This window comes from Rhodococcus tukisamuensis NBRC 100609 (genome assembly GCF_001894985.1).
In the GTDB taxonomy this organism is placed as follows: Bacteria; Actinomycetota; Actinomycetes; order Mycobacteriales; family Mycobacteriaceae; genus Rhodococcus_G; species Rhodococcus_G tukisamuensis.
Map to the genome: position 1 here is coordinate 367,309 of NZ_BCXG01000002.1, position 22,940 is coordinate 390,248.

At 69.3% G+C, this 22,940-nt stretch carries 24 protein-coding genes; 14 read left to right on the top strand and 10 right to left on the bottom strand.

Going from position 1 to position 22,940, the window contains the following annotated elements; all coding sequences use genetic code 11:
- Positions 1-120: 120 nt before the first annotated feature.
- From echA20 to RT2_RS03720, 4 genes are read left to right on the top strand one after another with little or no spacing between them, the layout of a single operon-like run.
- On the top strand, positions 121-906 hold the full coding sequence (gene echA20, locus RT2_RS03705) for a (7aS)-7a-methyl-1,5-dioxo-2,3,5,6,7,7a-hexahydro-1H-indene-carboxyl-CoA hydrolase (RefSeq protein ID WP_072843156.1): 786 nt from the start codon (positions 121-123) through the stop codon (positions 904-906).
- On the top strand, positions 906-1,796 hold the full coding sequence (locus RT2_RS03710; RefSeq protein WP_072843157.1) for a CoA transferase subunit A: 891 nt from the start codon (positions 906-908) through the stop codon (positions 1,794-1,796). The genes echA20 and RT2_RS03710 overlap by 1 nt, the downstream gene beginning before the upstream one ends.
- On the top strand, positions 1,793-2,542 hold the full coding sequence (locus RT2_RS03715) for a CoA-transferase subunit beta (RefSeq protein WP_072843158.1): 750 nt from the start codon (positions 1,793-1,795) through the stop codon (positions 2,540-2,542). Before RT2_RS03710 ends, RT2_RS03715 begins: the two co-directional genes overlap by 4 nt.
- The gene (locus tag RT2_RS03720) at positions 2,539-3,603 is read left to right on the top strand and encodes an NAD(P)H-dependent flavin oxidoreductase (RefSeq protein ID WP_072843159.1); all 1,065 of its coding nucleotides are present in this window, start codon (positions 2,539-2,541) and stop codon (positions 3,601-3,603) included. The genes RT2_RS03715 and RT2_RS03720 overlap by 4 nt, the downstream gene beginning before the upstream one ends.
- A gap of 89 nt (positions 3,604-3,692) precedes the next feature.
- Here the strand turns inward: RT2_RS03720 and RT2_RS03725 are convergent, their stop codons facing one another.
- Entirely contained in the window at positions 3,693-3,965 is a 273-nt protein-coding gene (locus tag RT2_RS03725; protein ID WP_072843160.1) for a DUF2277 domain-containing protein, read from the bottom strand.
- Between the two features lie 125 nt (positions 3,966-4,090).
- On the opposite strand from RT2_RS03725, the gene RT2_RS03730 reads away from it, so the two are divergent.
- Complete coding sequence (locus tag RT2_RS03730; protein ID WP_072843161.1) at positions 4,091-4,699, top strand: TetR/AcrR family transcriptional regulator; 609 nt, start codon at positions 4,091-4,093, stop codon at positions 4,697-4,699.
- A 78-nt stretch (positions 4,700-4,777) separates the two neighbouring features.
- On the opposite strand, the gene RT2_RS03735 is transcribed toward RT2_RS03730, so the two are convergent.
- Together RT2_RS03735 and RT2_RS03740 are read right to left on the bottom strand one after the other, a co-directional pair.
- Entirely contained in the window at positions 4,778-5,929 is a 1,152-nt protein-coding gene (locus tag RT2_RS03735) for an acetyl-CoA C-acetyltransferase (protein WP_072843162.1), read from the bottom strand.
- A gap of 28 nt (positions 5,930-5,957) precedes the next feature.
- Complete coding sequence (locus RT2_RS03740; protein WP_072843246.1) at positions 5,958-6,590, bottom strand: TetR/AcrR family transcriptional regulator; 633 nt, start codon at positions 6,588-6,590, stop codon at positions 5,958-5,960.
- A 40-nt stretch (positions 6,591-6,630) separates the two neighbouring features.
- On the opposite strand from RT2_RS03740, the gene RT2_RS03745 reads away from it, so the two are divergent.
- Positions 6,631-7,392: an SDR family NAD(P)-dependent oxidoreductase gene (locus RT2_RS03745; protein WP_072843163.1), complete on the top strand. Its 762-nt coding sequence runs from the start codon at positions 6,631-6,633 to the stop codon at positions 7,390-7,392.
- A gap of 111 nt (positions 7,393-7,503) precedes the next feature.
- Here RT2_RS03745 and RT2_RS03750 read toward each other — a convergent pair whose 3' ends face one another.
- Together RT2_RS03750 and RT2_RS03755 are read right to left on the bottom strand one after the other, a co-directional pair.
- Entirely contained in the window at positions 7,504-8,313 is an 810-nt protein-coding gene (locus tag RT2_RS03750; RefSeq protein WP_072843164.1) for an SDR family oxidoreductase, read from the bottom strand.
- The gene (locus tag RT2_RS03755) at positions 8,310-9,515 is read right to left on the bottom strand and encodes an acyl-CoA dehydrogenase family protein (protein ID WP_072843165.1); all 1,206 of its coding nucleotides are present in this window, start codon (positions 9,513-9,515) and stop codon (positions 8,310-8,312) included. The genes RT2_RS03750 and RT2_RS03755 overlap by 4 nt, the downstream gene beginning before the upstream one ends.
- Positions 9,516-9,569: 54 nt before the next feature.
- On the opposite strand from RT2_RS03755, the gene RT2_RS03760 reads away from it, so the two are divergent.
- From RT2_RS03760 to RT2_RS03790, 7 genes are all read left to right on the top strand, one after another.
- Positions 9,570-11,123, top strand: coding sequence for a FadD3 family acyl-CoA ligase (locus tag RT2_RS03760; protein WP_072843166.1), 1,554 nt, complete (start codon positions 9,570-9,572; stop codon positions 11,121-11,123).
- Entirely contained in the window at positions 11,120-11,995 is an 876-nt protein-coding gene (locus RT2_RS03765) for an enoyl-CoA hydratase (RefSeq protein ID WP_072843167.1), read from the top strand. The genes RT2_RS03760 and RT2_RS03765 overlap by 4 nt, the downstream gene beginning before the upstream one ends.
- The gene (locus RT2_RS03770; RefSeq protein WP_072843168.1) at positions 11,995-13,155 is read left to right on the top strand and encodes an acyl-CoA dehydrogenase family protein; all 1,161 of its coding nucleotides are present in this window, start codon (positions 11,995-11,997) and stop codon (positions 13,153-13,155) included. The genes RT2_RS03765 and RT2_RS03770 overlap by 1 nt, the downstream gene beginning before the upstream one ends.
- On the top strand, positions 13,152-14,108 hold the full coding sequence (locus RT2_RS03775; RefSeq protein ID WP_072843169.1) for an acyl-CoA dehydrogenase family protein: 957 nt from the start codon (positions 13,152-13,154) through the stop codon (positions 14,106-14,108). Before RT2_RS03770 ends, RT2_RS03775 begins: the two co-directional genes overlap by 4 nt.
- Positions 14,105-15,235, top strand: a complete 1,131-nt coding sequence (locus tag RT2_RS03780) for an acyl-CoA dehydrogenase family protein (protein ID WP_072843170.1) — start codon at positions 14,105-14,107, stop codon at positions 15,233-15,235. Before RT2_RS03775 ends, RT2_RS03780 begins: the two co-directional genes overlap by 4 nt.
- Before the next feature lie 119 nt (positions 15,236-15,354).
- Entirely contained in the window at positions 15,355-15,861 is a 507-nt protein-coding gene (locus RT2_RS03785; protein WP_072843171.1) for a nuclear transport factor 2 family protein, read from the top strand.
- Between the two features lie 110 nt (positions 15,862-15,971).
- Positions 15,972-16,700: an acetoacetate decarboxylase family protein gene (locus tag RT2_RS03790; protein ID WP_072843172.1), complete on the top strand. Its 729-nt coding sequence runs from the start codon at positions 15,972-15,974 to the stop codon at positions 16,698-16,700.
- Between the two features lie 22 nt (positions 16,701-16,722).
- Here the strand turns inward: RT2_RS03790 and RT2_RS03795 are convergent, their stop codons facing one another.
- Positions 16,723-17,166 carry an SRPBCC family protein gene (locus RT2_RS03795; protein WP_072843173.1) on the bottom strand — a complete coding sequence of 148 codons (444 nt, stop codon included), beginning with the start codon at positions 17,164-17,166 and terminating at the stop codon, positions 16,723-16,725.
- 336 nt (positions 17,167-17,502) lie between these two features.
- Between RT2_RS03795 and RT2_RS03800 the strand changes: the two genes are divergently transcribed.
- Entirely contained in the window at positions 17,503-19,560 is a 2,058-nt protein-coding gene (locus RT2_RS03800) for a neutral/alkaline ceramidase (RefSeq protein WP_072843174.1), read from the top strand.
- A gap of 119 nt (positions 19,561-19,679) precedes the next feature.
- Here the strand turns inward: RT2_RS03800 and RT2_RS03805 are convergent, their stop codons facing one another.
- The 4 genes from RT2_RS03805 to hsaD all read right to left on the bottom strand — a co-directional run bounded on the left by RT2_RS03805 (position 19,680) and on the right by hsaD (position 22,930).
- Positions 19,680-20,498 carry a hypothetical protein gene (locus RT2_RS03805; RefSeq protein ID WP_139191119.1) on the bottom strand — a complete coding sequence of 273 codons (819 nt, stop codon included), beginning with the start codon at positions 20,496-20,498 and terminating at the stop codon, positions 19,680-19,682.
- Between the two features lie 66 nt (positions 20,499-20,564).
- Positions 20,565-21,149, bottom strand: coding sequence for a 3-hydroxy-9,10-secoandrosta-1,3,5(10)-triene-9,17-dione monooxygenase reductase subunit (gene hsaB, locus RT2_RS03810; protein ID WP_072843176.1), 585 nt, complete (start codon positions 21,147-21,149; stop codon positions 20,565-20,567).
- Positions 21,150-22,049, bottom strand: a complete 900-nt coding sequence (hsaC, locus tag RT2_RS03815; protein ID WP_072843177.1) for an iron-dependent extradiol dioxygenase HsaC — start codon at positions 22,047-22,049, stop codon at positions 21,150-21,152. It abuts the gene before it with no gap.
- Entirely contained in the window at positions 22,049-22,930 is an 882-nt protein-coding gene (gene hsaD, locus RT2_RS03820; RefSeq protein ID WP_072843178.1) for a 4,5:9,10-diseco-3-hydroxy-5,9,17-trioxoandrosta-1(10),2-diene-4-oate hydrolase, read from the bottom strand. The genes hsaC and hsaD overlap by 1 nt, the downstream gene beginning before the upstream one ends.
- Positions 22,931-22,940: the final 10 nt, after the last annotated feature.

Sequence of the window (22,940 nt, forward strand, 5' to 3'; positions counted from 1 at the left end):
CAGGGATTTCCTGCGGGCCGGGGGTGCATCCGTCCCCTCGGGACGAACTCCGGCCCGACCCGCAGGTGTGCTAACTTACCAAGCAATCGCTTGGTTTGGCGACCTACCTAAGGAATCACGATGGGAATCACTTCCAAATCCGACGGGTCCGGCATCACCACGGTCACCGTCGACTACCCGCCTGTGAACGCAATCCCCTCGAAGGGATGGTTCGAGCTGGCCGACGCAATCCGCGAAGCCGGCCAGGACATGGACACCCACGTGGTGATCCTTCGAGCCGAGGGCCGCGGCTTCAACGCCGGCGTCGACATCAAGGAGATGCAGGCCACCGAGGGCCACGGCGCCCTGATCGACGCCAACCGCGGCTGCGCGGCCGCCTTCTCCGCGGTCTACGACTGCGAGGTTCCCGTCGTGGTGGCGGTCAACGGTTTCTGCGTCGGCGGCGGCGTCGGCCTGGTCGGCAACGCGGACGTCATCGTCGCGTCCGACGATGCGATCTTCGGCCTGCCCGAGGTCGACCGCGGCGCACTCGGTGCGGCCACGCACCTCGCCCGCCTGGTCCCCCAGCACATGATGCGCACGCTGTACTACACGGCCAAGAACGTCGACGCCCAGACCCTCAAGCACTTCGGGTCCGTCTACGACGTCGTCCCGCGCGAAGAGCTCGACGCCTGTGCACTGAAGATCGCCGGCGAGATCGCCGCCAAGGACACCCGGGTGATCCGGCGTGCCAAGGAAGCCATCAACCGCATCGACGTGATGGACGTGCACACCAGCTACCGGATCGAGCAGGGCTTCACGTTCGAGCTGAACCTCGCGGGCGTGGCCGACGAGCACCGCGACGAGTTCGTGGCCACCGGCAAGCCGAAGTCGAACACCCCCGCACCCAAGGAAGAGGGCAAGTAATGGCTGAGAAGCGCGACAAGCGCCGCTCACTGGACGAGGCCGTCGCCGGCATCCAGAGCGGAATGACCATCGGTATCGGCGGCTGGGGCTCACGGCGCAAGCCGATGGCGCTGGTCCGCGCGCTCCTGCGCACCGACGTGAAGGACCTGACCGTCGTCGGGTACCTCGGCCCGGACCTCGGCCTGCTGATCTCCGCCGGCAAGGTCAAGCGCGCCTACTACGGCTTCGTGTCCCTGGACTCCGCGCCGTTCTACGACCCCTGGTTCGCCCAGGCCCGCGTCGCCGGGACCATCGAGTCCCGCGAGATGGACGAGGGCATGGTCAAGGCCGGCCTGCAGGCCGCCGCCGCGCGCCTGCCGTTCCAGCCGATTCGCGCCGGCCTCGGCTCGGACGTCCAGACCGTCTGGGGCGACGAGCTCAAGACCGTCGACTCCCCGTACCCGTACGCCGACGGCCGCGTCGAGACCCTGCTGGCGATGCCCGCACTGAACCTCGACGCCGCCCTGGTGCACCTGGACCTGGCCGACGACCGCGGCAACGCCGCCTACACCGGCGTGGACCCGTACTTCGACGACCTGTTCTGCCTCGCGGCCGAGCAGCGCATCCTCAGCGCGGAGAAGATCGTCTCCACCGAGGAGCTCGTCAAGTCGGTCCCGCAGCAGGCGCTGCTCCTGAACCGCGCCATGGTCGACAGCGTGAGCGAGGCCCCGAACGGCGCGCACTTCACCTTCGCGGGCGGGTACAAGCGCGACGAGAAGTTCCAGCGCCACTACGCCGAGTCCGCCAAGACCCCCGAGTCGTGGCAGGCCTTCGCCGAGACCTACCTTTCCGGCAGCGAAGCCGACTACCAGGCCGCCGTGCGCAAGTTCGCAGAGGAGCAGAAGTCATGACCGAGGTAACCCGCGCGGAGTACTGCGCCATCGCCTGCGCCGACATGTTCGCCGATTCCGGCGAGATCTTCGCCTCCCCGATGGCGACGCTGCCGCTGATCGGCGCCCGCCTGGCGAAGCTCACCACCGAGCCGGACCTGCTCATCACCGACGGCGAGGCCCTGATCCTGGCCGATGCCCCGGCGATCGGCGCCACCGCGCCCGTCGAGGGCTACATCCCGTTCTCGAAGGTGTTCGACGTGGTCGCGTCCGGCCGACGTCACGTGGTGATGGGTGCCAACCAGCTCGACAAGCACGGCAACCAGAACCTCTCCGCGTTCGGCCCGCTGGACAAGCCGACCCGCCAGATGTTCGGCCTGCGCGGCGCGCCCGGCAACTCCATCAACCACGCCACCAGCTACTGGGTGGGCAAACACTCCACCCGCGTGTTCACCGAGAAGGTCGACGTAGTGTGCGGCGTCGGCTACGACAAGGCGGACCCGGAGAACCCGGCGTTCCGCTTCCTGAAGAACTACCAGGTGGTCACGAACCTGGGCGTGTTCGACTACGCGGGTCCCGGCCAGACGATGCGCGCCGTGAGCCTGCACCCCGGCGTCACCGCCGAGGACGTCAAGGCCAACACCTCGTTCGAGGTCGCGGGCCTGGCCGAGGCCGGCGTCACCCGGGAACCCACCGAGGAGGAGCTGCGCCTGATCCGCGAGGTCCTCGACCCGCGCAGCCTGCGTGACCGCGAGGTCTCGCTGTGACCGGCGTGCTGAAGACGCCGCTGACCGAACTGGTCGGCATCGAGCACCCGATCGTGCAGACGGGCATGGGCTGGGTCTCCGGCCCGCGCCTGACCGCGGCCACCTGCAACGCCGGCGGTCTCGGCATCCTCGCCTCGGCGACGATGACGTACGAGGAGCTCGAGGTTGCGGTCAAGAAGACCAAGCAGCTCACGACCAAGCCGTTCGGCGTCAACATGCGCGCCGACGCGTCGGATGCCGGCCAGCGGTGCGACCTGCTGATCCGCGAGGGCGTCAAGGTTGCCTCGTTCGCGCTGGCGCCGAAGAAGGACCTGATCGCCAAGCTCAAGGACAACGGCGTCATCGTCGTCCCGTCGATCGGCGCCGCCAAGCACGCCGTCAAGGTCGCCTCCTGGGGCGCCGACGCGGTAGTCGTGCAGGGCGGCGAGGGCGGTGGCCACACCGGCGGCGTCGCCACGACGCTGCTGCTGCCGTCCGTGCTCGACGCGGTCGACATTCCGGTGATCGCCGGTGGCGGCTTCTTCGACGGCCGCGGCCTGGCCGCGGCGCTGTCCTACGGCGCGGCCGGCATCGCGATGGGCACCCGCTTCCTGCTCACCAGCGACTCCGCGGTGCCGGACTCGGTCAAGCAGGAGTACCTCAAGCGCGACCTGCAGGGCACCACCGTGTCCGTGAAGGTCGACGGCATGCCGCACCGGGTGCTCAACACCGACCTGGTGAACAGCCTGGAGAAGTCCAGCTACGTCCGGGGGCTCGTCGCCGCGGCCAAGAACGCACCGAAGGTCCGGAAGATGACCGGCAACTCCTGGCCGACCCTCCTCAAGGAGGGACTGGCGATGCGCAAGACCACAGACAAGACGTGGCTGCAGATCGTCATGAACGCCAACACCCCGATGCTGCTCAAGGCCGGTCTGGTCGAGGGCGACACCGCTGCGGGCGTGCTGGCGTCCGGCCAGGTGGTCGGCATGATCGACGACCTGCCCAGCTGCCAGGAACTGATCGACCGGATCGTGACCGATGCCGTGGCACGGATCGACGCGATCGGCGCCCTGCGCGTCTGACGCGCCGCCGGTCCCCTCGCCGAAGGGCGCCGTCACCCGTTCACGCGGGTGCCGGCGCCCTTTCGTCGTCGGGGCGCAACCGCGGGGCGTCAGCCCTGCCGGGCCTCGATCCGGGCCCGGACCTCGGGGCGCCGCAGCGGCGGGACCGTCGCCGGCGGCTGCCTACGGGCCGGCAGGACCCCGAGCAGTCGCGTGGTGGTCGCGGTGACCTCCGCGACGGCCCGCTCGAACGGGTCCCGGGTGGTGTCGGTGAGCTTCTGGATCCCGCTCACCTTCCGGACGTACTGCCGTGCTGCCGCCTCGATCTCCTCCGCGGTGGCGGCCGGTTCGAGCCCGCGGAGTTCGGTGATGTTTCGGCACATGCCCCGACGATAGTCCCGGGCTCGGCCTCCGTACCGGTCCCCACGGAGCCGATTCGTCGGTCCCTCGCCGGGTACCCGCACGCGTTGTCCAATGGGGCGCAACGACTCCGGTAGTCTCCGCCCTTGTGAAGCTTTCGTCAGATCGTCCCGCTGAATCGAGCGGCCCGGGCCGGCCACGCGACCCGCAGGTGGACCTCGCGGTTCTGCAGGCAACCGTCGATCTGTTGGTCGAGTCCGGCTACCAGAAGACCACGATCCAGGCCATTGCACGGCGCGCGCAGGTGAGCGCGCCCGCGATCTACCGCCGCTGGGCGACGCGCGAGATGATCATCGAGGACGCCATCTTCCAGCTGCAGACCGGCGACGTGCCGCCTGCCACCGAGGATCTGCACGCCGACCTGCTCGCCTGGACCCGGCAGTTCCTGGACCGCACCGCCGATCCGGCCGCCCGGTCGGCCATCCCCGGACTGCTCTCGGCCTACCACCACCACGACGGCGTCCACGAGCGTCTGGTGCAGCGCGCCGAACTGCCCATCCGCACCGCTCTCGTCGCGCGGGTGCTCAAGGAAGTGCCGAACCCGGGCCCCGAGGCCGCCGCCACCGCCGAGACCGTCTTCGACCTGCTGGTCTCCGCCACCATGATCCGCGGCGTCTCCCGCGGCTACGAGGACGCCGACGAGTGGTGCCGGCGGATCGCGGACGCGCTGTACGCGCTCATCCGCACGCTGTCCTGACCCACCCGCATACGACTGCAGGGCACCCGCTTCGGCCTGAGCCGAACGCGGATGCCCTGCGGTGCAGCGGCGGGTGGGTCAGCCCAGGCGCTCGATGATGGTGACGTTGGCCGTGCCGCCACCCTCGCAGATGGTCAGCAGGCCGTAGCGGCCGCCGGTGCGCTCGAGCTCGTTGAGCAGGGTGGCCATCAGCTTGGTGCCGGTGGCGCCGAGCGGGTGGCCGAGCGCGATCGCGCCGCCGTTGACGTTGACCTTGGCCGGGTCTGCGCCGATCTCCTTGATCCAGGCGAGCACGACGGGCGCGAAGGCCTCGTTGATCTCGATCAGGTCGATGTCGTCGATGGTGAGGCCGGTCTTGGCCAGCGCGTGCTGGGTGGCCGGGATCGGCGCACTGAGCATGAAGATCGGGTCGTCGCCGCGGGCGCTCATGTGGTGGATCCGCGCGCGGGGCTTGAGGTTGTGCTTGGCGACGGCCTCCTCGGAGGCGAGCAGCAGCGCGCTGGCGCCGTCGGAGATCTGGCTGGCGACGGCCGCGGTGAGGCGTCCGCCCTCGACCAGCACGTTCAGGCCGGCCATCTTCTCGAGGCTGGTCTCACGCGGGCCCTCGTCGGTGGTGAACTCACCGACCGGGACGATCTCGTTCTCGAAGCGGCCCTCGGCGATGGCCGCCTTGGCGCGCTCGTGGCTCTGCAGAGCCCACTTCTCGAGCTCCTCGCGGCTGACGTCCCACTTGTCGGCAATCATCTCGGCGCCGCGGAACTGCGACACCTCCTCGTTGCCGTAGCGCTCGGTCCAGCCCTTCGACTCGGCCGTGGGAGTGGTGAAGCCGTACTGCTGGCCGACGATCATCGCGGCGGAGATCGGGATCTGGCTCATGTTCTGCACGCCGCCGGCGATGATGAGGTCGGCGCTGCCGGCCAGGATCGCCTGCGCACCGAACTGGATGGCCTGCTGGCTCGAGCCGCACTGGCGGTCGACGGTGACACCGGGCACGTGCTGCGGCAGGCCCGCGGCCAGCCACGACATGCGCGCGATGTTGCCGGCCTGGCCACCGATCGCGTCGACGCAGCCGAAGATGACGTCGTCGACGTCCGACGGGTCGATGCCGGTGCGCTCGACGACGGCCTTGATGACGTGCGCGCCCAGGTCGATCGGGTGAACGGGAGCCAGGCTGCCGTTCTTCTTGCCGATCGGGGTACGGATGGCGTCGACGATGTATGCCTCGGGCATGGGAAACTCCTACGGTTCGGGTCGAGAGTTAAGAAGCCGGTCGTGACTGGGGGCTGGCGAGCCCGTCGAGCACGATCGCCAGGTACTGCTTGGCCACGGTTTCGGCGGTCATCGGGCCGCCCGGCCGATACCAGCGGACCGCCACCCACACGGTGTCGCGCATGAAGCGGTAGACCAGTTCGACGTCGATGTCGGGACGGAAGCTGCCGTCCTCGATGCCGGACTCGAGCACCGAGACCCACAGGCCGCGGAACTCCCGGTTGCGCTCGGTGATGTAGTCGAACCGCTCGCTGCCGAGGAGGTGCTTGGCCTCGTCCTGGTAGATCGCCACCGCGGCGTGCGACTGGTCGATGGAGTCGAACGACGCGACCACCAGCGCCTCGAGGGTGGCCCGGGCGCCGAGTCCCGCGTCCACGATCGCGCGGTATCGGCCGAACAGGTCGTCGAGGAAGTGCTTGAGGATCTCGTCGACCATCGACTCCTTCGAGTCGAAGTGGTGGTAGAGACTGCCGGAGAGGATTCCGGCGGCATCGGCGATGTCGCGGACGGTCGTCGCGCGCATCCCACGTTCGGCGAACAGCGAGGCCGCCAGCTCGAGCAGCTCGGCTCTACGGCCGGACTTGCTGGCAGGCTCTTCGGCGGCACGGGGCGGAGGGGTCACCACTACATCGTAGCAACCAAGCGCTTGTTAGGGTACCGGCATGTCTGAAAACTCCACATGTGCCGTCGTGACCGGCGGCTCGGGCGGGATCGGGGTCGAGATCAGCAGGCTCCTGGCCGCGCGCGGGCTGCCGGTTGCCGTGACCTACCACTCCAACGCCGACCGCGCCGCCGCCCTGGTCGAGGAGATCACCGCGGCGGGCGGGCGAGCCCACGCCGCCCGCGTCGACCTGACCGACACCGACCGGGTCGCAACCTGGGCGCAGCAACTCTGCACCGAGTTCGGCGAGCCGTCGGTGCTGGTGCATGCAGCCGGGCCACACATCCCGATGGTGCACCTGTCGAAGGTCTCCCCCGCCACCTACTCCGAACACCTGGGCGCCGAGGCAACCGCCTTCTTCGCGCTGGTGCACGCGTTCCTGCCGGCCCTGCGCCGCACCGCGGGCTCGGTGGTCGCGGTGACGACGGCGGCCACCGACCGGTACCCGGTCCGCGACGGCCTGTCGGCGGGCACCAAGGGCGCGGTCGAGGCGCTGGTGCGCGGCTTCGCCGCCGAGGAGGGCCGGTTCGGCGTGCGCTTCAACGCCGTCGGCCCCGGCATGCTCACCGACGGGATGGCCGAGCGACTGATGGGCGGCGGCGACCTCGACGAGCGCGCGCAGGCCGCCGCAATGAGCCGCATCCCGTTGGGCCGCTTCGGTTCCGCCGCCGACATCGCCGAGGCCGTCTGCTTCCTGGCGAGCGACAAGGCCGGTTTCGTCACCGGCCAGAAGCTGAACGTCGACGGCGGCTACACGGTCTAGACGCCCTCGCCACCCCACCCCCCGAACGACCGAATGCGACATTCGTTCAGTTGAACTGAACGAATGTCGCATTCGGTCGATGTCGGGGCGCCGAGGACGCCCGCCTGACGCCTAGGCGCGCTGGCTGGAGATGGAAACGATCTCGCCGGTGAGGTAGGTGGTGTAGTCACTGGCCAGCATCGCGATGGTCGCGGCGATCTCCCACACCTCTGCGGCGCGGCCGAAGGCCTCGCCCTCGGCCAACTTGTCGAGCAGCTCCTCGCTGGTGACCTTCGCCAGGAAGGCGTGCCGGGCGATGGACGGCGCGACGGCGTTGATGCGGACGCCGTACTCGGCGGCCTCGATCGCGCTGCAGCGGGTCAGCGCCATGACGCCGGCCTTGGCCGCGGCGTAGTGCGCCTGCGAGTGCTGCGCGCGCCAGCCGAGCACCGACGCGTTGTTCACCAGGACGCCGTTGTGCTCGACGCTCTTGAAGTAGCGCAGCGCCGCGCGGGTGGCGCGGAAGGTGCTGGTGAGGGTGATGTCGAGGACGCGGTCCCACTGCTCGTCGGTCATGTCGACGACCGGGGTCTCGCCGCCGAGCCCGGCGTTGTTGACCAGGACGTCGATCCGGCCCAGCTGCGCGGCGGCGGAGGCGATCAGCGCGTCGACCTGCTCGGTGCTCGAGACGTCGCAGACGAACGGGGTGACCTGCTGGCCCGGGAACTCGGCGGCGAGCTTGTCGACGGTCTCGCCGAGGCGACGCTCGTGGAAGTCCGAGACCAGGACGTCGGCGCCCTCGAGCAGTGCGCGGCGGGCGGTGGCGAAGCCGATGCCGGTGCCCGCGGCCGCCGTCACGACGACCTTCTTGCCCTTGAGCAGGTTGTGGCCCTCGATCTCGACGGGTGCGGTGGCCAGGGGGGACTTGAACGACGCGGTCACGGGCGAGCCTCTCGGGGAAGTCCGAGCACGCGCTCGGCAATGATGTTTCGCTGGATTTCGTTGGAGCCGCCGTAGATGGTGTCGGCGCGGCTGAACAGGAACAGACGCTGCTGGTCACTGAGGTCGGCGTCCTCGCCGAACGCGCCATCGCCCGCGAGCAGTGACGACGCCCCCGCGACCTCCATCGCCAGTTCGCCGAGTCCGCGATGCCAGTTGGCCCACAGCAGCTTCGCCACGGAGGCCTCGCCGCCGTTGCCGGTGGCGTCGACCGAGGACAGCGTGCGCATGGCGTGCGCCCGCATCACCTGCAGGCCCACCCAGGCGCGGGTGAGCTTGTCCTTGATGACGGGGTCGGACGCGGCGCCGTTGCGCTCGGCGAGCTCGACGATCTCGGACAGTTCGCGGGCGAAGCCCACCTGCTGGCCGAGGGTGGAGATGCCACGCTCGAAGGTGAGCGTGCCCATCGCGACCGACCAGCCCTGGCCGACCTCGCCGACCACCAGGTCGGCGTCGGTGCGGGCGTCGTCGAAGAACACCTCGTTGAACTCGGAGGTGCCGGTGAGCTGGACGATCGGGCGGACCTCGATGCCCGGCTGGTCCATCGGCACCAGCAGGTAGGACAGGCCCTTGTGGCGCTGCGAGCCCGGCTCGGTGCGCGCGACGACGAAGCACCACTGCGACAGGTGCGCCAGCGACGTCCACACCTTCTGGCCGTTGATCCGCCACTGGTCGCCGTCCAGGCGCGCCGAGGTGGTGACGGCGGCGAGGTCGGAGCCGGCGCCGGGCTCCGAGTAGCCCTGGCACCACAGCTCGCTGACGTTGTTGATGCCGGGCAGGAAGCGGCGCTTCTGCTCCTCCGTGCCGAACGCGATCAGCGTCGGGCCGAGCAGCTCCTCGCCCAGGTGGCTCACCCGCGCGGGCGCCCCGGACCGGGCGTACTCCTCGTGGAAGATGACCTGCTGGCTCAGCGTGGCCTCTTTGCCGCCGTACTCCTTGGGCCAGCCGAGGCAGGTCCACCCGGCGGCCGCGAGATGGCGGTCCCAGGCAAGTCTCTCCTCGAAGGCCTCGTGCTCACGGCCGGGTCCACCCTTGCCGCGCAGCGCGGCAAACTCGCCGGTGAGGTTGTCGGCCAGCCACTCGCGAACGGTGGCGGCGAACTGGTCGTCGTCTTTGGCTGTGTCCAGCCCCTGGCTTACATCCACACCGGTAGAGTAACCTACCAAGCACTTGCTTTGTAGAGGAGTCCGAGGAGTCCAGTGACCAGTGAAGTGAATACGACCCCCGCGGCGCTCGCGCGGGCCGCACGCGAGTTCGGTGACGCCGAGGCCATTGCCGACGGCGAGGTCCGGATCAGCTATGCGGACCTCCTCGACCGCGTCCGCACCACCGCCCGTGCGCTGATTGCCCGTGGCATCGAGCCCGGCGACCGCATCGCGGTGTGGGCCCCGAACACCTATCACTGGGTGGTCGCGGCGCTCGGCGCCCAGTACGCCGGCGCGGTGATCGTCCCGATCAACACCCGGTACACCGGCAGCGAGGCGCTCGACCTGGTGATCCGCACCCAGGCCAAGGCCCTGTTCGTGGTCGGGCCGTTCCTCAAGGCCGACCGCTACGCCGACCTGGTCCGGGCGGCCGCGCCGGGCGACCTCGACCACCTGCACACGGTGGTCCGGATCCCGTTCGACGACGCGCCGTCCGCCGACGGGGTGATCGAGTGGACCGCCCTCGACAGGCTGGCCGAGTCGGTCGCCCCCGAGCAGGCCGACGCCCGCGCGCAGGCGGTGGGCCCGGACGACCTCGCGGACATCCTGTTCACGTCCGGCACCACCGGCAAGAGCAAGGGCGTGATGACCGCGCACCGGCAGACGATCGGCGTGGCGCGGGACTGGGCCGCCTGCGCGGAGGTCACCTCCGCCGACCGCTACCTGATCATCAACCCGTTCTTCCACACCTTCGGCTACAAGGCCGGGTTCCTGGTGTGCCTGCTGCACGGTGCCACCATCGTGCCGATGGCCCTGTTCGACGTGCCCACCGTGATGGCGACCATCGCGGCCGAGCGGATTTCGATCGTGCCCGGCGCGCCGACCATCCACCAGTCGATCCTCGACCTGCCGACCCGCGACGACTACGACCTGTCGAGCCTGCGGATCGCCATCACCGGCGCCGCCGCCGTCCCGGTCACCCTCGTCGAGCGCCTGCAGTCCGAACTCAGCTACAAGGCTGTGCTCACCGCGTACGGGCAGACCGAGGCCGTCGTGGCCACCATGTGCCGCACCGACGACGACCCGGTCACCGTCTCGACCAGCTCCGGCCGCGCGGTACCCGGGATGGAGGTCCGGATCGGCGAGCAGGGCGAGATCCTGGTCCGCGGCGAGAACGTGATGCTCGGTTACCTCGACGACCCCGAGGCCACCGCGAAGACCATCGATGCCGACGGCTGGCTGCACACCGGCGACGTCGGCACCCTCGACGACCGCGGGTACCTCGACATCACCGACCGGCTCAAGGACATGTACATCTCGGGCGGGTTCAACGTCTATCCCGCCGAGGTCGAGAACACGCTGGCCCGGATCGACGCCCTCGCGGAGTCCGCCGTGATCGGCATCCCCGACGAGCGGATGGGCGAGGTCGGGCGCGCATACGTCGTGGCCAAGCCCGGACACACCCTCGACGAGGCGGAGGTGCTGGCCTTCTGCAAGGAGCACCTCGCGAACTTCAAGGTCCCGCGCAGCGTCGAGATCGTGAACTCGTTGCCGCGCAACCCCTCCGGCAAGGTACTCAAGAACGACCTGCGCGAGGGCAAGGCATGACCACGCCCGACGCGGGCACCCCGGTCCCCGACGAGGGCGAGGTCGTCACCTACGAGGTCCGCGGCAAGGTCGCGGTTGTCACCATGAACCGGCCGAAGTTCCGCAACGCGCAGAACTCCGTGATGACCTATGCCCTCGACGCCGCCTTCCAGCGCGCCGTCGAGGACCCCGAGGTGAGCGCGATCGTGTTGGCCGGCAACGGCGAGCACTTCAGCGCCGGGCACGACATCGGCACCGTCGGTCGCGACCACCACGTGTCCTACGACAACAAGGCCGTCATGTGGTGGGACCACGTCGACCGCGAGGGCGGCGACCAGCGGTTCGCCCGCGAGATGGAGGTCTACCTCGGGATGTGCCGGCGGTGGCGCGAGCTGCCGAAGCCGACCATCGCCATGGTGCAGGGCGCCTGCATCGCGGGCGGGCTGATGCTGTCCTGGGTGTGCGACCTCATCGTCGCCTCCGACGACGCATTCTTCGCGGACCCCGTTGTCCGGATGGGCATTCCGGGCGTCGAGTACTTCGCGCACCCGTGGGTGCTCGGGGTGCGCGGGGCCAAGGAGATCCTGTTCACCGGCGACCGCTTCACCGCGCAGCGCGCCTACGAGTGGGGCATGGTCAGCCGGGTGGTGCCGCGGGAGGACCTCGAGTCGACCGCGATGGACCTGGCCGACCGGATCGCGACCATGCCGCAGTTCGGACTCGCACTGACCAAGAAGGCCGTCAACCAGTGCGAGGACCTGATGGGCGTGCGGGCCGGCATGGACTCGGTGTTCGGTCTGCACCACTTCGCGCACGCACACAACGCCGAAATCGGCTCCGGCCCTCTGGGCGGTCTGGACGCCAAATCGATGAAGAAGGCTGGAGAAAACTAGTGGATCTCGACTTCGACGACGCCACAGTCGCATTCCGCGACGAGGTGCGCACGTTCCTCAAGGAGAACGTCCCCGCGACGCCGCTGCCGCACATGGACACGGCCGAGGGCTTCGAGGCGCACCGGCAGTGGGAAGCCACCCTCGCCGACGCCCGCCTGTCGGTGGTGTCCTGGCCGGCCGAGTACGGCGGCCGCGACGCCACACTCGAGCAGTGGGTCATCTTCGAGGAGGAGTACTACCGCTCCGGTGCACCCGGACGGGTGAGCCAGAACGGCATCTTCCTGTTGGCCCCCACGCTCTTCGAGCATGCCAAGCCCGAGCAGCTGGCGCGGATCATGCCGCGGATGGCCCGTGCCGACGACATCTGGGCGCAGGCCTGGTCCGAGCCCGAGTCCGGCTCCGACCTCGCCAGCCTGCGTGCCACCGCCACCAAGGTCGACGGCGGCTGGCTGCTCAACGGCCAGAAGACCTGGAGCTCGCGCGCCGCCTTCGCGGACTGGGGATTCGGTCTGTTCCGCTCCGATCCGGAGGCCCAGCGGCACAAGGGCATCACGTACTACATGTTCGACCTGCGGTCGAAGGGCGTCACCGTGCGTCCGATCGACCAGCTGGACGGCCTGCCCGGCTTCGCCGAGGTGTTCCTCGAGGACGTCTTCGTGCCCGACGACCCGGCCAACCCCGCCGAGTCCGGCGTGATCGGCGCCGTCAACGAGGGCTGGCGCGTCGCGATGAGCACGGCCAGCAACGAGCGGGGCCTCTCCCTGCGCAGCCCGGGCCGCTTCCTCGCCGCCACCGACCGTCTCCTCGCGCTGTGGAAGCGCAACGGCGACCCCACGGACACCGCGCTGCGCAACCGCGTGGCAGATGCCTGGATCGGTGCCCGCGCATACGAACTGAGCACCTGGGGCACCGTGACCCGGCTCGCCGACGGCGGCCAGCTCGGCGCGGAGTCCTCGATCAACAAGGTGTTCTGGTCCGAGTGGGACGTTGCGACCCACGAGACCGCGCTGGACCTGCTGGGCCCGGAGTCGGAGCTGCTCGACTCGTGGATGGACGGCTACCTGTTCTCCCTTTCCGGACCGATCTACGCCGGCACCAACGAGATCCAGAAGAACGTCATCGCTGAGCGCCTGCTCGGCCTACCGAAGGCAGACCGTTGAGATTCGCACTCGATTCCTCGCACACCGATTTCGCGGCGAGCATCGACTCGCTGCTGACCAAGTCCGACCTGCCGGCCGTCATCCGGTCCTGGAACGCCGGTGACACCGCGCCCGGCCTGAAGGTCTGGCAGCGGCTCGCCGAGACCGGCCTCAATGCGCTGACCATCCCGGAGGAGCACGACGGCATCGGCGCCGACGCCATCGACCTGGTGGTCGCCGTCGAGCAGCTGGGCAGGCACGCGGTGCCCGGCCCGGTCGCCGAGACGCTGGCAGTCGCCCCGGCACTGCTGGCCGGCGTTGCGCCCGAGCGGCTCTCGGCCCTCGCCGAGGGTGCGCTGGCCACCGTCGCCGCCCCGCCCCGGGTGCCGTTCGCAGTGGACGCGAACGTCGCCGACCTCGTGCTGCTGGTCGAGGGCGAGACCGTCTCCCTCGCCGCCGCCGGCGAGTCGAAGGTGTCCGTCGACCAGGCCCGCAAGCTGTACACCGTCACGGCCACCGAGTCGCTGGGCACCACAGACACCGAGCACGCCTTCGACCTGGGCGCGCTGGCGACCGCCGCGCAGCTGCTCGGCCTCGGCTCGACCATGCTCGAGACCACCACCGAGTACGCCAAGGCCCGCAAGCAGTTCGGCAAGGCGATCGGCAGCCAGCAGTCCATCAAGCACCACCTCGCCGGTGTCGCGGTGAAGCTGGAGATGGCCCGGCCGCTGCTGCTCGGCGCCGCAATGGCGGTACGCGACGGCTCCGCCGACGCCCGTCGGGACGTCGCCGCCGCGAAGGTCGCGTGCGGTGACGCGGCGTACCACGCCTCCCGGATCGCCCTGCAGGTGCACGGCGCGATCGGCTACACCCAGGAACACGATCTGTCGTTGTGGCTGACCAAGACCCGGGCCCTGCTCACCACCTGGGGCACCCCGTCTCTGCACCGCGCTCGTGTGATGGACGCGCTGTGAGCGCCGTCGCAGCCGTCGGTGCGTTCACCGACGAGCAGCTCGAGCTGCGAAAGACGGTCAAGGCACTGCTGGCCAAGCACGCCGACCCCGGCGCGGTGCGCCGGGCGACGGAGTCCGAGAACGGCTACGACGCCGCGCTCTGGGACCTGCTGTGCCAGCAGGTCGGGGTCGCCGCGCTGGCGATCCCCGAGGAGTTCGGCGGCATCGGTGCGAGCGCGGTCGAGTCCCACCTGGTGCTCGAGGAGCTCGGCCGCACCCTGGCCCCGACGCCGATGCTCGGCTCGGTTGTCCTTGCCGCACAGTCGATCCTGGCCAGCGGTGACACCGATGCCTGCGAGCGGCTGCTGCCTGGCATCGCCGAGGGAACCTCCGTCGCGGCGTTGTGCTGGACCGACGAGTCGGGCTCCTGGGACACCACCGGTGCCGGCGTCACCGCGGCGGCGTCCGGTGCGGGTTTCGAGCTCACCGGCAGCAGCCACTTCGTGCTCGACGGCTCCTACGCGGACGTGCTCGTCGTCGCGGCCACCGTCGACGGCGCGGTCGCGCTCTTCGAGGTGGACCCGGCGCAGGACGCGGTGAGCCGCCGCCGAGTACCGACGATGGACACCACCCGCACCCTCGCCGTGGTCGAGTTCGCCGGGGCCACCGCGCGCCTGCTCACCGCCGACGGCGCGAACGCCCTCGAGCGGGTCCGTGAGATCGCCTGCGTCGCACTGTCCGCCGAGCAGGTGGGCGCCGCCGCACAGTCGCTCGAGCTCACCGTCGAGTACACCAAGTCACGGGTGCAGTTCGGCCGGCCGATCGGCAGCTTCCAGGCCCTCAAGCACCGCATGGCCGACCTGTACTTCCAGGTCGAGACGGCCCGGTCCGCGTCCTACGGCGCGGTGCGCTCGCTGGCCGACGGGGCGCCGAGCACCGGCGCCGACGCGGCCGTCGCCAAGGTGTACTGCTCGGAGGCCCTGCAGGCGGTGGCCGCGGACAGCATCCAGTTGCACGGCGGCATCGCGATCACCTGGGAGCACGACGCACAGATGTACTTCAAGCGCGCGCACGGCAGCGCCCAGCTCTTCGGGCAGCCGCGCACCTACCTGAAGCAGATGCAGTCGGCCGCAGGCCTGCCCGCCTGATCCCGTTCCGCTGAACACAGAAGGCCGGCCCGGACACTCCGGGCCGGCCTTCTTCCGTGCCGAGACCGGGATCGACTGAAGTTCCCGCCGCGGGCAATCGCGTGTGAGAAGCTGCGCAAGTGACCCTCCGATCCCTCGAAGAGCTCGGTGCACTCGACGAGCTGCGGCAGCTCAAGTACCGGTACTTCCGTACGCTGGATCTGAAACGGTGGGACGAGTTCGCGGACACCCTGTCGGAGAACGTCGTCGCGCACTACGGCACCCACGCGCTCGCCGAACCGCTGGTCTTCGAGGGCCGAGACGCCCTCACCGGATTCATGCGCGACGCGCTCGGTCCGGCGGTCACGACCGTGCACGTCGCCAACCATCCCGAGATCTCGGTGGACGGCTCCGACGCGACCGGCTCGTGGGCCTTCGAGGACACGGTGATCGTGCCCGGCGCGAACAGCGTGATCCGCGGCGCCGGTTACTACACCGACCGGTACCACCGCGACGACGACGGGCACTGGCGAATCGCCGAGACGTCGTACCAACGCATCTACGAGTCGCTCGTCTCCCTCGACGACCTCCCGAGCTTCACGCTCCTCTCGCACATGTGGGCCACTCCGCCCATCACGGGCCCCTGACCACACGACCCCGGCAGGCGAACGGCATGTCCAAACCCCACCGCCGGTGATAGAACAGGTTGCACAACGGAGGGAGTCTCGGTGAACACGAACTGCGGGCGAGTCGCGTCATGACCTCCCACGAGATCCTCGGCCAGCAAGTCCAGATCCCGGTCGAGGTCCGCCAGGCGTCGGCCTTCATGGCGATGTACTCCGTGCCGACCCGAGCGACACAGTCCCTGATCGGGTACACCGGGCTCGAGGTCCTGCAGTACCGGCCCGGCCACGGCATCTGCGCGCTGGTCTTCGTCGACTACGTGGACGGGGACCTCGGCCCGTACAACGAGTTCGGCGTGGCGTTCATGGTCCGCGACCACCGGGTCCGCGGCGGCTCTGTGATGCAGGACCTCAAGGCCCTGGCGACGGGCAGGGCGGGCACCCTCATCCACCAGCTCCCAGTCGACGGGGAGTTCACCATGGCCGCCGGCCGCGGCATCTGGGGGTTTCCCAAGGTGCTCGCCGACTTCGACGCCGACCACACCGGCAAGGTCAAGCGCGCCGCGGTCAGTCAGGACGGCAGGCTGATCGCCGGGCTGACCGTCAAACCGGGTGTGCCGCTGCCGGGTTCCGGGACCAACACCTCGTTGGAGGCGTACACACACCTCGACGGCGTCACCCGACACACCGCGTGGGACATGAACCCGCGCGGCGCCCGGTCCAGGATCGGCGGCGCGGAACTGCATCTGGGCAGCCACCCGATCGCCGACGAACTGCGAACGCTCGGCCTGCCACGGCGGGCCATGATGACCTCGTCCATGCCCGACCTGAAGATGACGTTCGGGGACGCCCGGACGGTGTGACGAATCGGGACCCTGCGCCCCGTCAGGACTCGAGGATGGTCTTCGCCTTCTCCAGATTGCCCCGGACATCGTGCGTGTAGAGCCTCTGCACGATGGGATCGGCGAACTTGAACAGGCCTGTGCCGGCCTCGGCCTCCTGCAGGAAGGTCACCCGAGTGCCGTCGCCGTCACTGTCGAAGTCCAACTCCCGGGTGTAGCCGATTCTCGACTCCTTGGAACGCCACTGAAGTCGCTTGTTGGGCTCGTACGTGGTGAGCTCCTCCGTCGCCTCGAGGCGGAGGCCTGCAACCTTGGCAGAAAATTCTGTCACAGAACCGACTTCATCGGCGGTACCCGAGATCACTTTGTAGTCGATTACGTTGCTGTTCCACGCCGTCCCGTTCTCGGGGTTCGAGAGGTAGGCGAACACCTCCGCGAGCGGCCTTTCGATGACAATCGATTCTTCGGTCTTCAGTGTCTTGGGCATGATCAGTGATCCTTGCCTTGCCTTGTCGTGCTCTGCTGCTTGCTGCGCTTGCACGGGTCACGCGCGATGGTCCGCGCAGCCACCCACTCGGAGCCCGGCCAGTTTCATCCCCCCGAACAGTCGGCACAGCACGACTGGTTCGCCGCTACCCCACCTCGTCCGGCGATCGCTGGCGAGTTCCTCACCTCGAACTTCGTTCAGCACCGTCAATCCTAGACGGATCGACCGCCCGGCAGAAGGTCGTCAGCCCTTGCCATCCGGCGCCGATTCGTGTGTGCTGTCTCACTGGACGCTTGACCAGTTCGGCGCTCCTCCTGTCTCCGAAAGGAATCCGTGGTGACGATCAGTCGACGCAGCGTGCTCGCCGGGGCGGCGGCCGCACCGGCGCTCGCAGCCCTGAGCGCGGGTCACGCCGCCGCAGCTCAACAAGGCCCCGCCGGGCGGGTGCGCACAACGCCGGCCGCGGGCGGCTTCCGCGTCGGCGTCGGCCTGTCCGACGTCACCGGCCCCATCGCCGAGAACGGCATGATGGGCTACTCCGAGTTCTCCCAGCGTGCCGAGGGCCTGCACCAGCGCACCCGGGTGCGCGCGTACGTGTTCGCCGACGCCCAGGACAACCGGGTGGTCTACGCCTGCACCGACACCTGCATGATCTTCCAGTCCGTGCACGACGCCGTGCTGGCCCGGCTCGCGGAGCGCTACGGCGACCGCTACACCGAGCGCAACGTCATGCTCACCGCCGTGCACTCGCACGCGGCCTGCGGCGGTTCGAGTCACGACTACGCCTACAGCCTGGCCACCCTGGGTTTCCAGCCGCTGGCCTTCCAGGCCGAGGTCGACGGCATCGTCGAGGCCGTTGCCGCCGCACACGAGAACCTCGCCCCGGGCACACTCGCGTACGGCCGCAGCACGCTCGCCGACGCCTCGGTCAACCGCTCCCGTGCCGCCTTCGACCGGAACCCGCAGGCGGACAAGGACTACTACCCTCTGGGCATCGACACCGCCATGCGGGTGCTCCGAATCAGTCAGGCCGACACCAACGTCGGCGGCATCGCCTGGTTCCCCACCCACTGCGCTTCGCTGACAAACGAGAACCTGCTCATCTCCGGCGACAACAAGGGCGCAGCCGCCTACTTCTGGGAGCACGACGTCGCGGGCGTCGACTACCTCGCCGGCGCCCCGGAGTTCGTCGCCTGCTTCCCGCAGACCAATGCCGGAGACATGTCCCCGAACCTCGACCTCGAGCCCGGACACGGTCCGACCGACGACGAATTCGAGAATGCCCGGATCATCGGCGAGCGCCAGCTGGCGGCGGCGCGCACCGCCTTCCGCGACGCGGCACCCCTGTCGAAGCTCGCCGTGGACAGCCGGATGATGTACCTGGACATGGCCGCTCAGCGCGTCGACGGCCGGTTCACCCCGGACGGCACCCCGCAGAGCACCTCCCCCGCCTGCATCGGCGCAGCCATGGCCGCCGGCAGCACCGAGGACGGCCCGGCCATCCCGATCTTCCCCGAGGGCACCCGTAACCCGATCATCGACGCGTTCGGCGGCACCGACATGCCGACCCCGCAGTGGCTCGCGGACGCGCAGGCGCCGAAGCTTGTGGTGGTCCCGGTCGGTCTGCTGCCCCCGGACGGCTGGGTCCCGCACGTGCTCAAGATCCAGATCATCCGGATCGGCGACCTCTACGTGGTCGGCGGACCGGCCGAGTACACCATCGTCTCGGGGCTGCGGATCCGCCGGACGGTCGCCGAGGAACTCGGGGTCCCGCTGGAGAACGTGATCTTCCAGGGCTACGCCAACTCCTATTCGAGCTACTGCACCACCCCGGAGGAGTACGACTCTCAGCAGTACGAGGGCGGCTCCACGCTGTTCGGCCGGTACACGCTACCGGCCTACCAGCAGGGCTACGCCGCGCTCGCGGCCGCGCTGCGCACCGGCGCACAGGTACCGCGCGGACCCGCTCCCCGCGACCTCTCGGCGGTCCAGCCCGGTGCCATGCAGTACGTCGACCTCGACGAGCCGGTGGCCGGTCACGCCTACGGTGACGTGCTGGTGCCGCCCGCCGCGCACGCGGCGCCCGGCACCGAGGTGGCCGTCGAGTTCGTCACCGGGCACCCGAAGAACAACCAGCGCCGCAACGGCACCTTCTTCGAGATCCAGCGGCGCAAGGGTGCGGACTGGGTGCGGGTGGCCGACGACGGTTCCTGGTCCACCAAGTACCGCTGGCGCCGCGAGGGCCAGCACGGCTCGGTCGCCCGGATCACGTGGGACGTCCCGGCCGACACGGAGGCGGGCACCTACCGGGTCCAGCTCTTCGGCGACCAGAAGGACCGATCCGGGACGGTGTCGTCGTTCAGCGGTGTCTCCGGCGAGTTCACCGTCGGGTAGGCCTCGACCTCGGGGCACCGTCGGCGGCCGAATCCTGACGCCCGCGGATGCCCCGCGAATTCCGAAGGGCCCCTGCATCGCAGGGGCCCTTCGGGGTTGGTGGGCAATCGATCCGCGCACTACCCCGCAGGGAAGACGAACGTGTCGTTGACGAACCTCTCGGCCTGACCGGAGAAGGCGACGCCGGTGGCGGTGTCACTGCCGAGGATCCGGTGCGCCGTCGTGCCCGCCGCCACCGTGACGGTCCCGACCCCCGCGGCCGGACGGTTGATCGTCATGTTGGCGTTCGTGGTGACCACGTAGCGGCCCTGGCTGTCTCGGGTCCACAGCTTGTAGACGATGCCGGGATTCGGGACGCGCACCGCATCCGGCAGCAGCGACGGCGTCAACTGCGCGGTCGCGGTGGTCGGCGCGATGGTGCCGCCCGCCGAGGCGGACGCCCGACGCCCGATCGCGTCGGGTGCGCCGAGGTCAAGCGCGATGTCGGTGACCTCCGACCGATATCCGAGGCCCGACTTGTACTCGGACAGAACCGTGTTCGTGTCCAACTGGGAGAGCATGTAGATGTTCTCGGCCATCACCTCGCCCAGTCGCGGTGAGCTGACGGCCCGCGGGGGCTCGACGGACAGTGCGGCCTCGGAGAGGTGGAACGACCCGATCTCGGTGTCGTTCACGCTCGCCCCCTCGCAGGTCGAGGTCTCGACGAGCATCGTGGGCAGCGCAGCGAGGGCGAAACCCTCCGGGAGCACTGCGCGGGCGCGGCCGGCCTGCTCCGGGTTCAGGGGGATGGTGACGCCCAGGTTGGCGCACGAACGGGCCTGCACCACCCCCGCATGTACCGCGCCCGCTGCCGGTTGGGCGGCAGCGGGCGCGGTCAGCGCGACGGAAGTTGCGAGCACCCCGATCACCGCCTGCGCCAAGATCACTCGATGTCTCATGGCGCGCGGCTCGTGCACTGAAGTGTCCGTCCTTCTGGTGTGAGGACACCCTCCTCTGTAGATCTCCTAGAGCCAGGTGTCCTCTGTTGTCGTGGTCAGGAATGCCTCGAGATCGTCACGCCACGGCGCAGGCACCGTCTTGTCCGGCTCGATTCCGGTGTACTGCCCACGATAGAACAGCAGCGGCCGCTCGGTCTTGATCTCACTCATCGAATGCACCCGACCGAACACCACGAAGTGGTCGCCGCCGTCGTGCACGGTCTCCACGGTGCAGTCGATGTGAGCCAACGACTTGTCGATGATCGGCGACCCCAGAGGTGAAGCCGTCCAGTCGATCCCTGCGAACTTGTCCGGTTCACGCGAGCCGAAGCGTGCGCACACCGACTGCTGCTCCTCGGCGAGGACGTTGACGCAGAACTTGCCACTGCGTTCGATCGCCGCCCAGGAACGCGAACCCTTGGTCGGGCAGAACAGCACCAGCGGCGGATCCAGCGACAACGCCGCGAAGGACTGGCAGGCGAACCCCACGGGTTCGCCCTCGTCCACCGTGGTGATGATCGTGACGCCGGTGCAGAACTGGCCGAGCACCGTGCGGAACTGCCGCGGATCGATCTCCGCGGCAGTCCCGGGCGCCACCTCGGGGGAACCCATCTACTTCATTCCCACCGTGAAGTCGTGACCCCACAGGCTCACTGCCGTGCTCTCCCGCGCAATCCAGGATTCGTCTTCGACTTCGCGTCCTTCGCAACCGAATTCGATGTCGAACCCGCCCGGGGTCTTCATGTAGAAGGAGAGCATCAGGTCGTTGACGTGCCGGCCGAGGCTGGCGGACATCTTGACCTTCTTGCGCATCGCCCGGTCCAGGCAGAGTCCGACGTCGTCGGAGTTCTCCACCTCCACCATGAGGTGCACGATGCCGGTCGGGTTCGGCATCGGCAGGAACGCGAGGCTGTGGTGCCGGGGGTTGCAGCCGAGGAAGCGCAGCCAGGCAGGCTCCCCGTCCGCGGGCCGGCCCACCATCTGCGGAGGCAGTCGCATCGAGTCACGCAGCTTGAAGCCGAGCACGTCACGGTAGAACCGCAGCGACGCGTCGTCGTCGTTGGTGGTGAGCACGACGTGCCCGAGACCCTGCTCGCCGGTGACGAACTTGTGGCCGTACGGACTGACGATCCGACGGTGCTCGAGCGCCGCGCCGTGGAACACCTCGAGCGTGTTGCCGGAGGTGTCCTCGAACGCGATCATCTCGACGACACGACGGTCCTGCAACTGGTCGGCGGTGCCCTCCTTGAAGGGCACCCCCGCCCCGGACAACCGGTCCCGGATGTCCTGCAGCTCAGCGGCGTTGGCGGTCTCCCAGCCGGAGACCTGCAGGCGGTCCTTCTCGCCCGGCACGATCACCAGTCGAGCCGGGAAGTCGTCCATCCGCAGGTACAGGGCGTCCGGGTTGGTGCCCTTGCCCTCGACCATGCCGAGGATCTTCAGTCCGTACTCGCGCCAGGCCGCCATGTCGGTGGCCTCGATGCGCATGTACGCGAGCGAACGAATACCCATCACTTGCCTCCCTCTAGCAGGAAGTCGCCGGCCAGTCGGTTGAACTCGTCGAACTTCTCGAGCTGCGCCCAGTGGCCACAGCCGCCGAACACGTGCAGCTGCGCGCGCGGGATCATCTTGAGCGCTACCAGCGCACCGTCGAGCGGGTTCACCCGGTCCTCGCGGCCCCAGATCAGCAGCACCCGCTGGCGCAGCTTGTAGGCCTCGCGCCAGAGCATGCCGAGCTCGAAGTCCGCGCTGGAGAAGGACTTCCCCATCGCCTTGGCCGCGGCCAGCGACTCCGGGGTGCTGGCGGCAGCGAAGCGCTCCTCGACCAGCTCGGGGGTGATGAGCGACTGGTCGAACACCATGATCCGCAGGAACGCCTCGAGGTTCTCGCGGGTCGGCTGGTAGCTGAACTTACCGAGGTTCTTGACGCCCTCGGTGGGGTCCGGCGCGAACAGGTTGACGCTCAGCCCACCGGGACCCATCAGCACCAGCTTGCCGGCCCGCTCGGGGTAGTCGAGTGCGAACCGCACGGCCGCACCGCCACCGAGCGAGTTGCCCAGCAGGTGCACCCGTCCCTCGACCTGCAGCGTGTCGAGCAGGTCGTTGAGCGCGGAGGCGCTGTGCACGAAGTACTGCGGGTGATCGACCGGCTTGTCCGACTGGCCGTAGCCAGGCTGATCCACCGCCAGCACGTGGAACTGCTGTGCCAGCACCGGGATGTTCTTGGCGAAGTTCGACCAGGACGAGGCGCCGGGTCCGCCGCCGTGCAGCAGCACGATCGTCGGGCCGTTGCCGACGCCGGCCTCGTGGTAGTGCAGCTTCAGGTCCGGACGGACCTGGGCGAAGCGCGAGGTCGACTCGTAGGTGTACTCGGGGGTTTCGGTCACTGTCATCAGCGGTCCC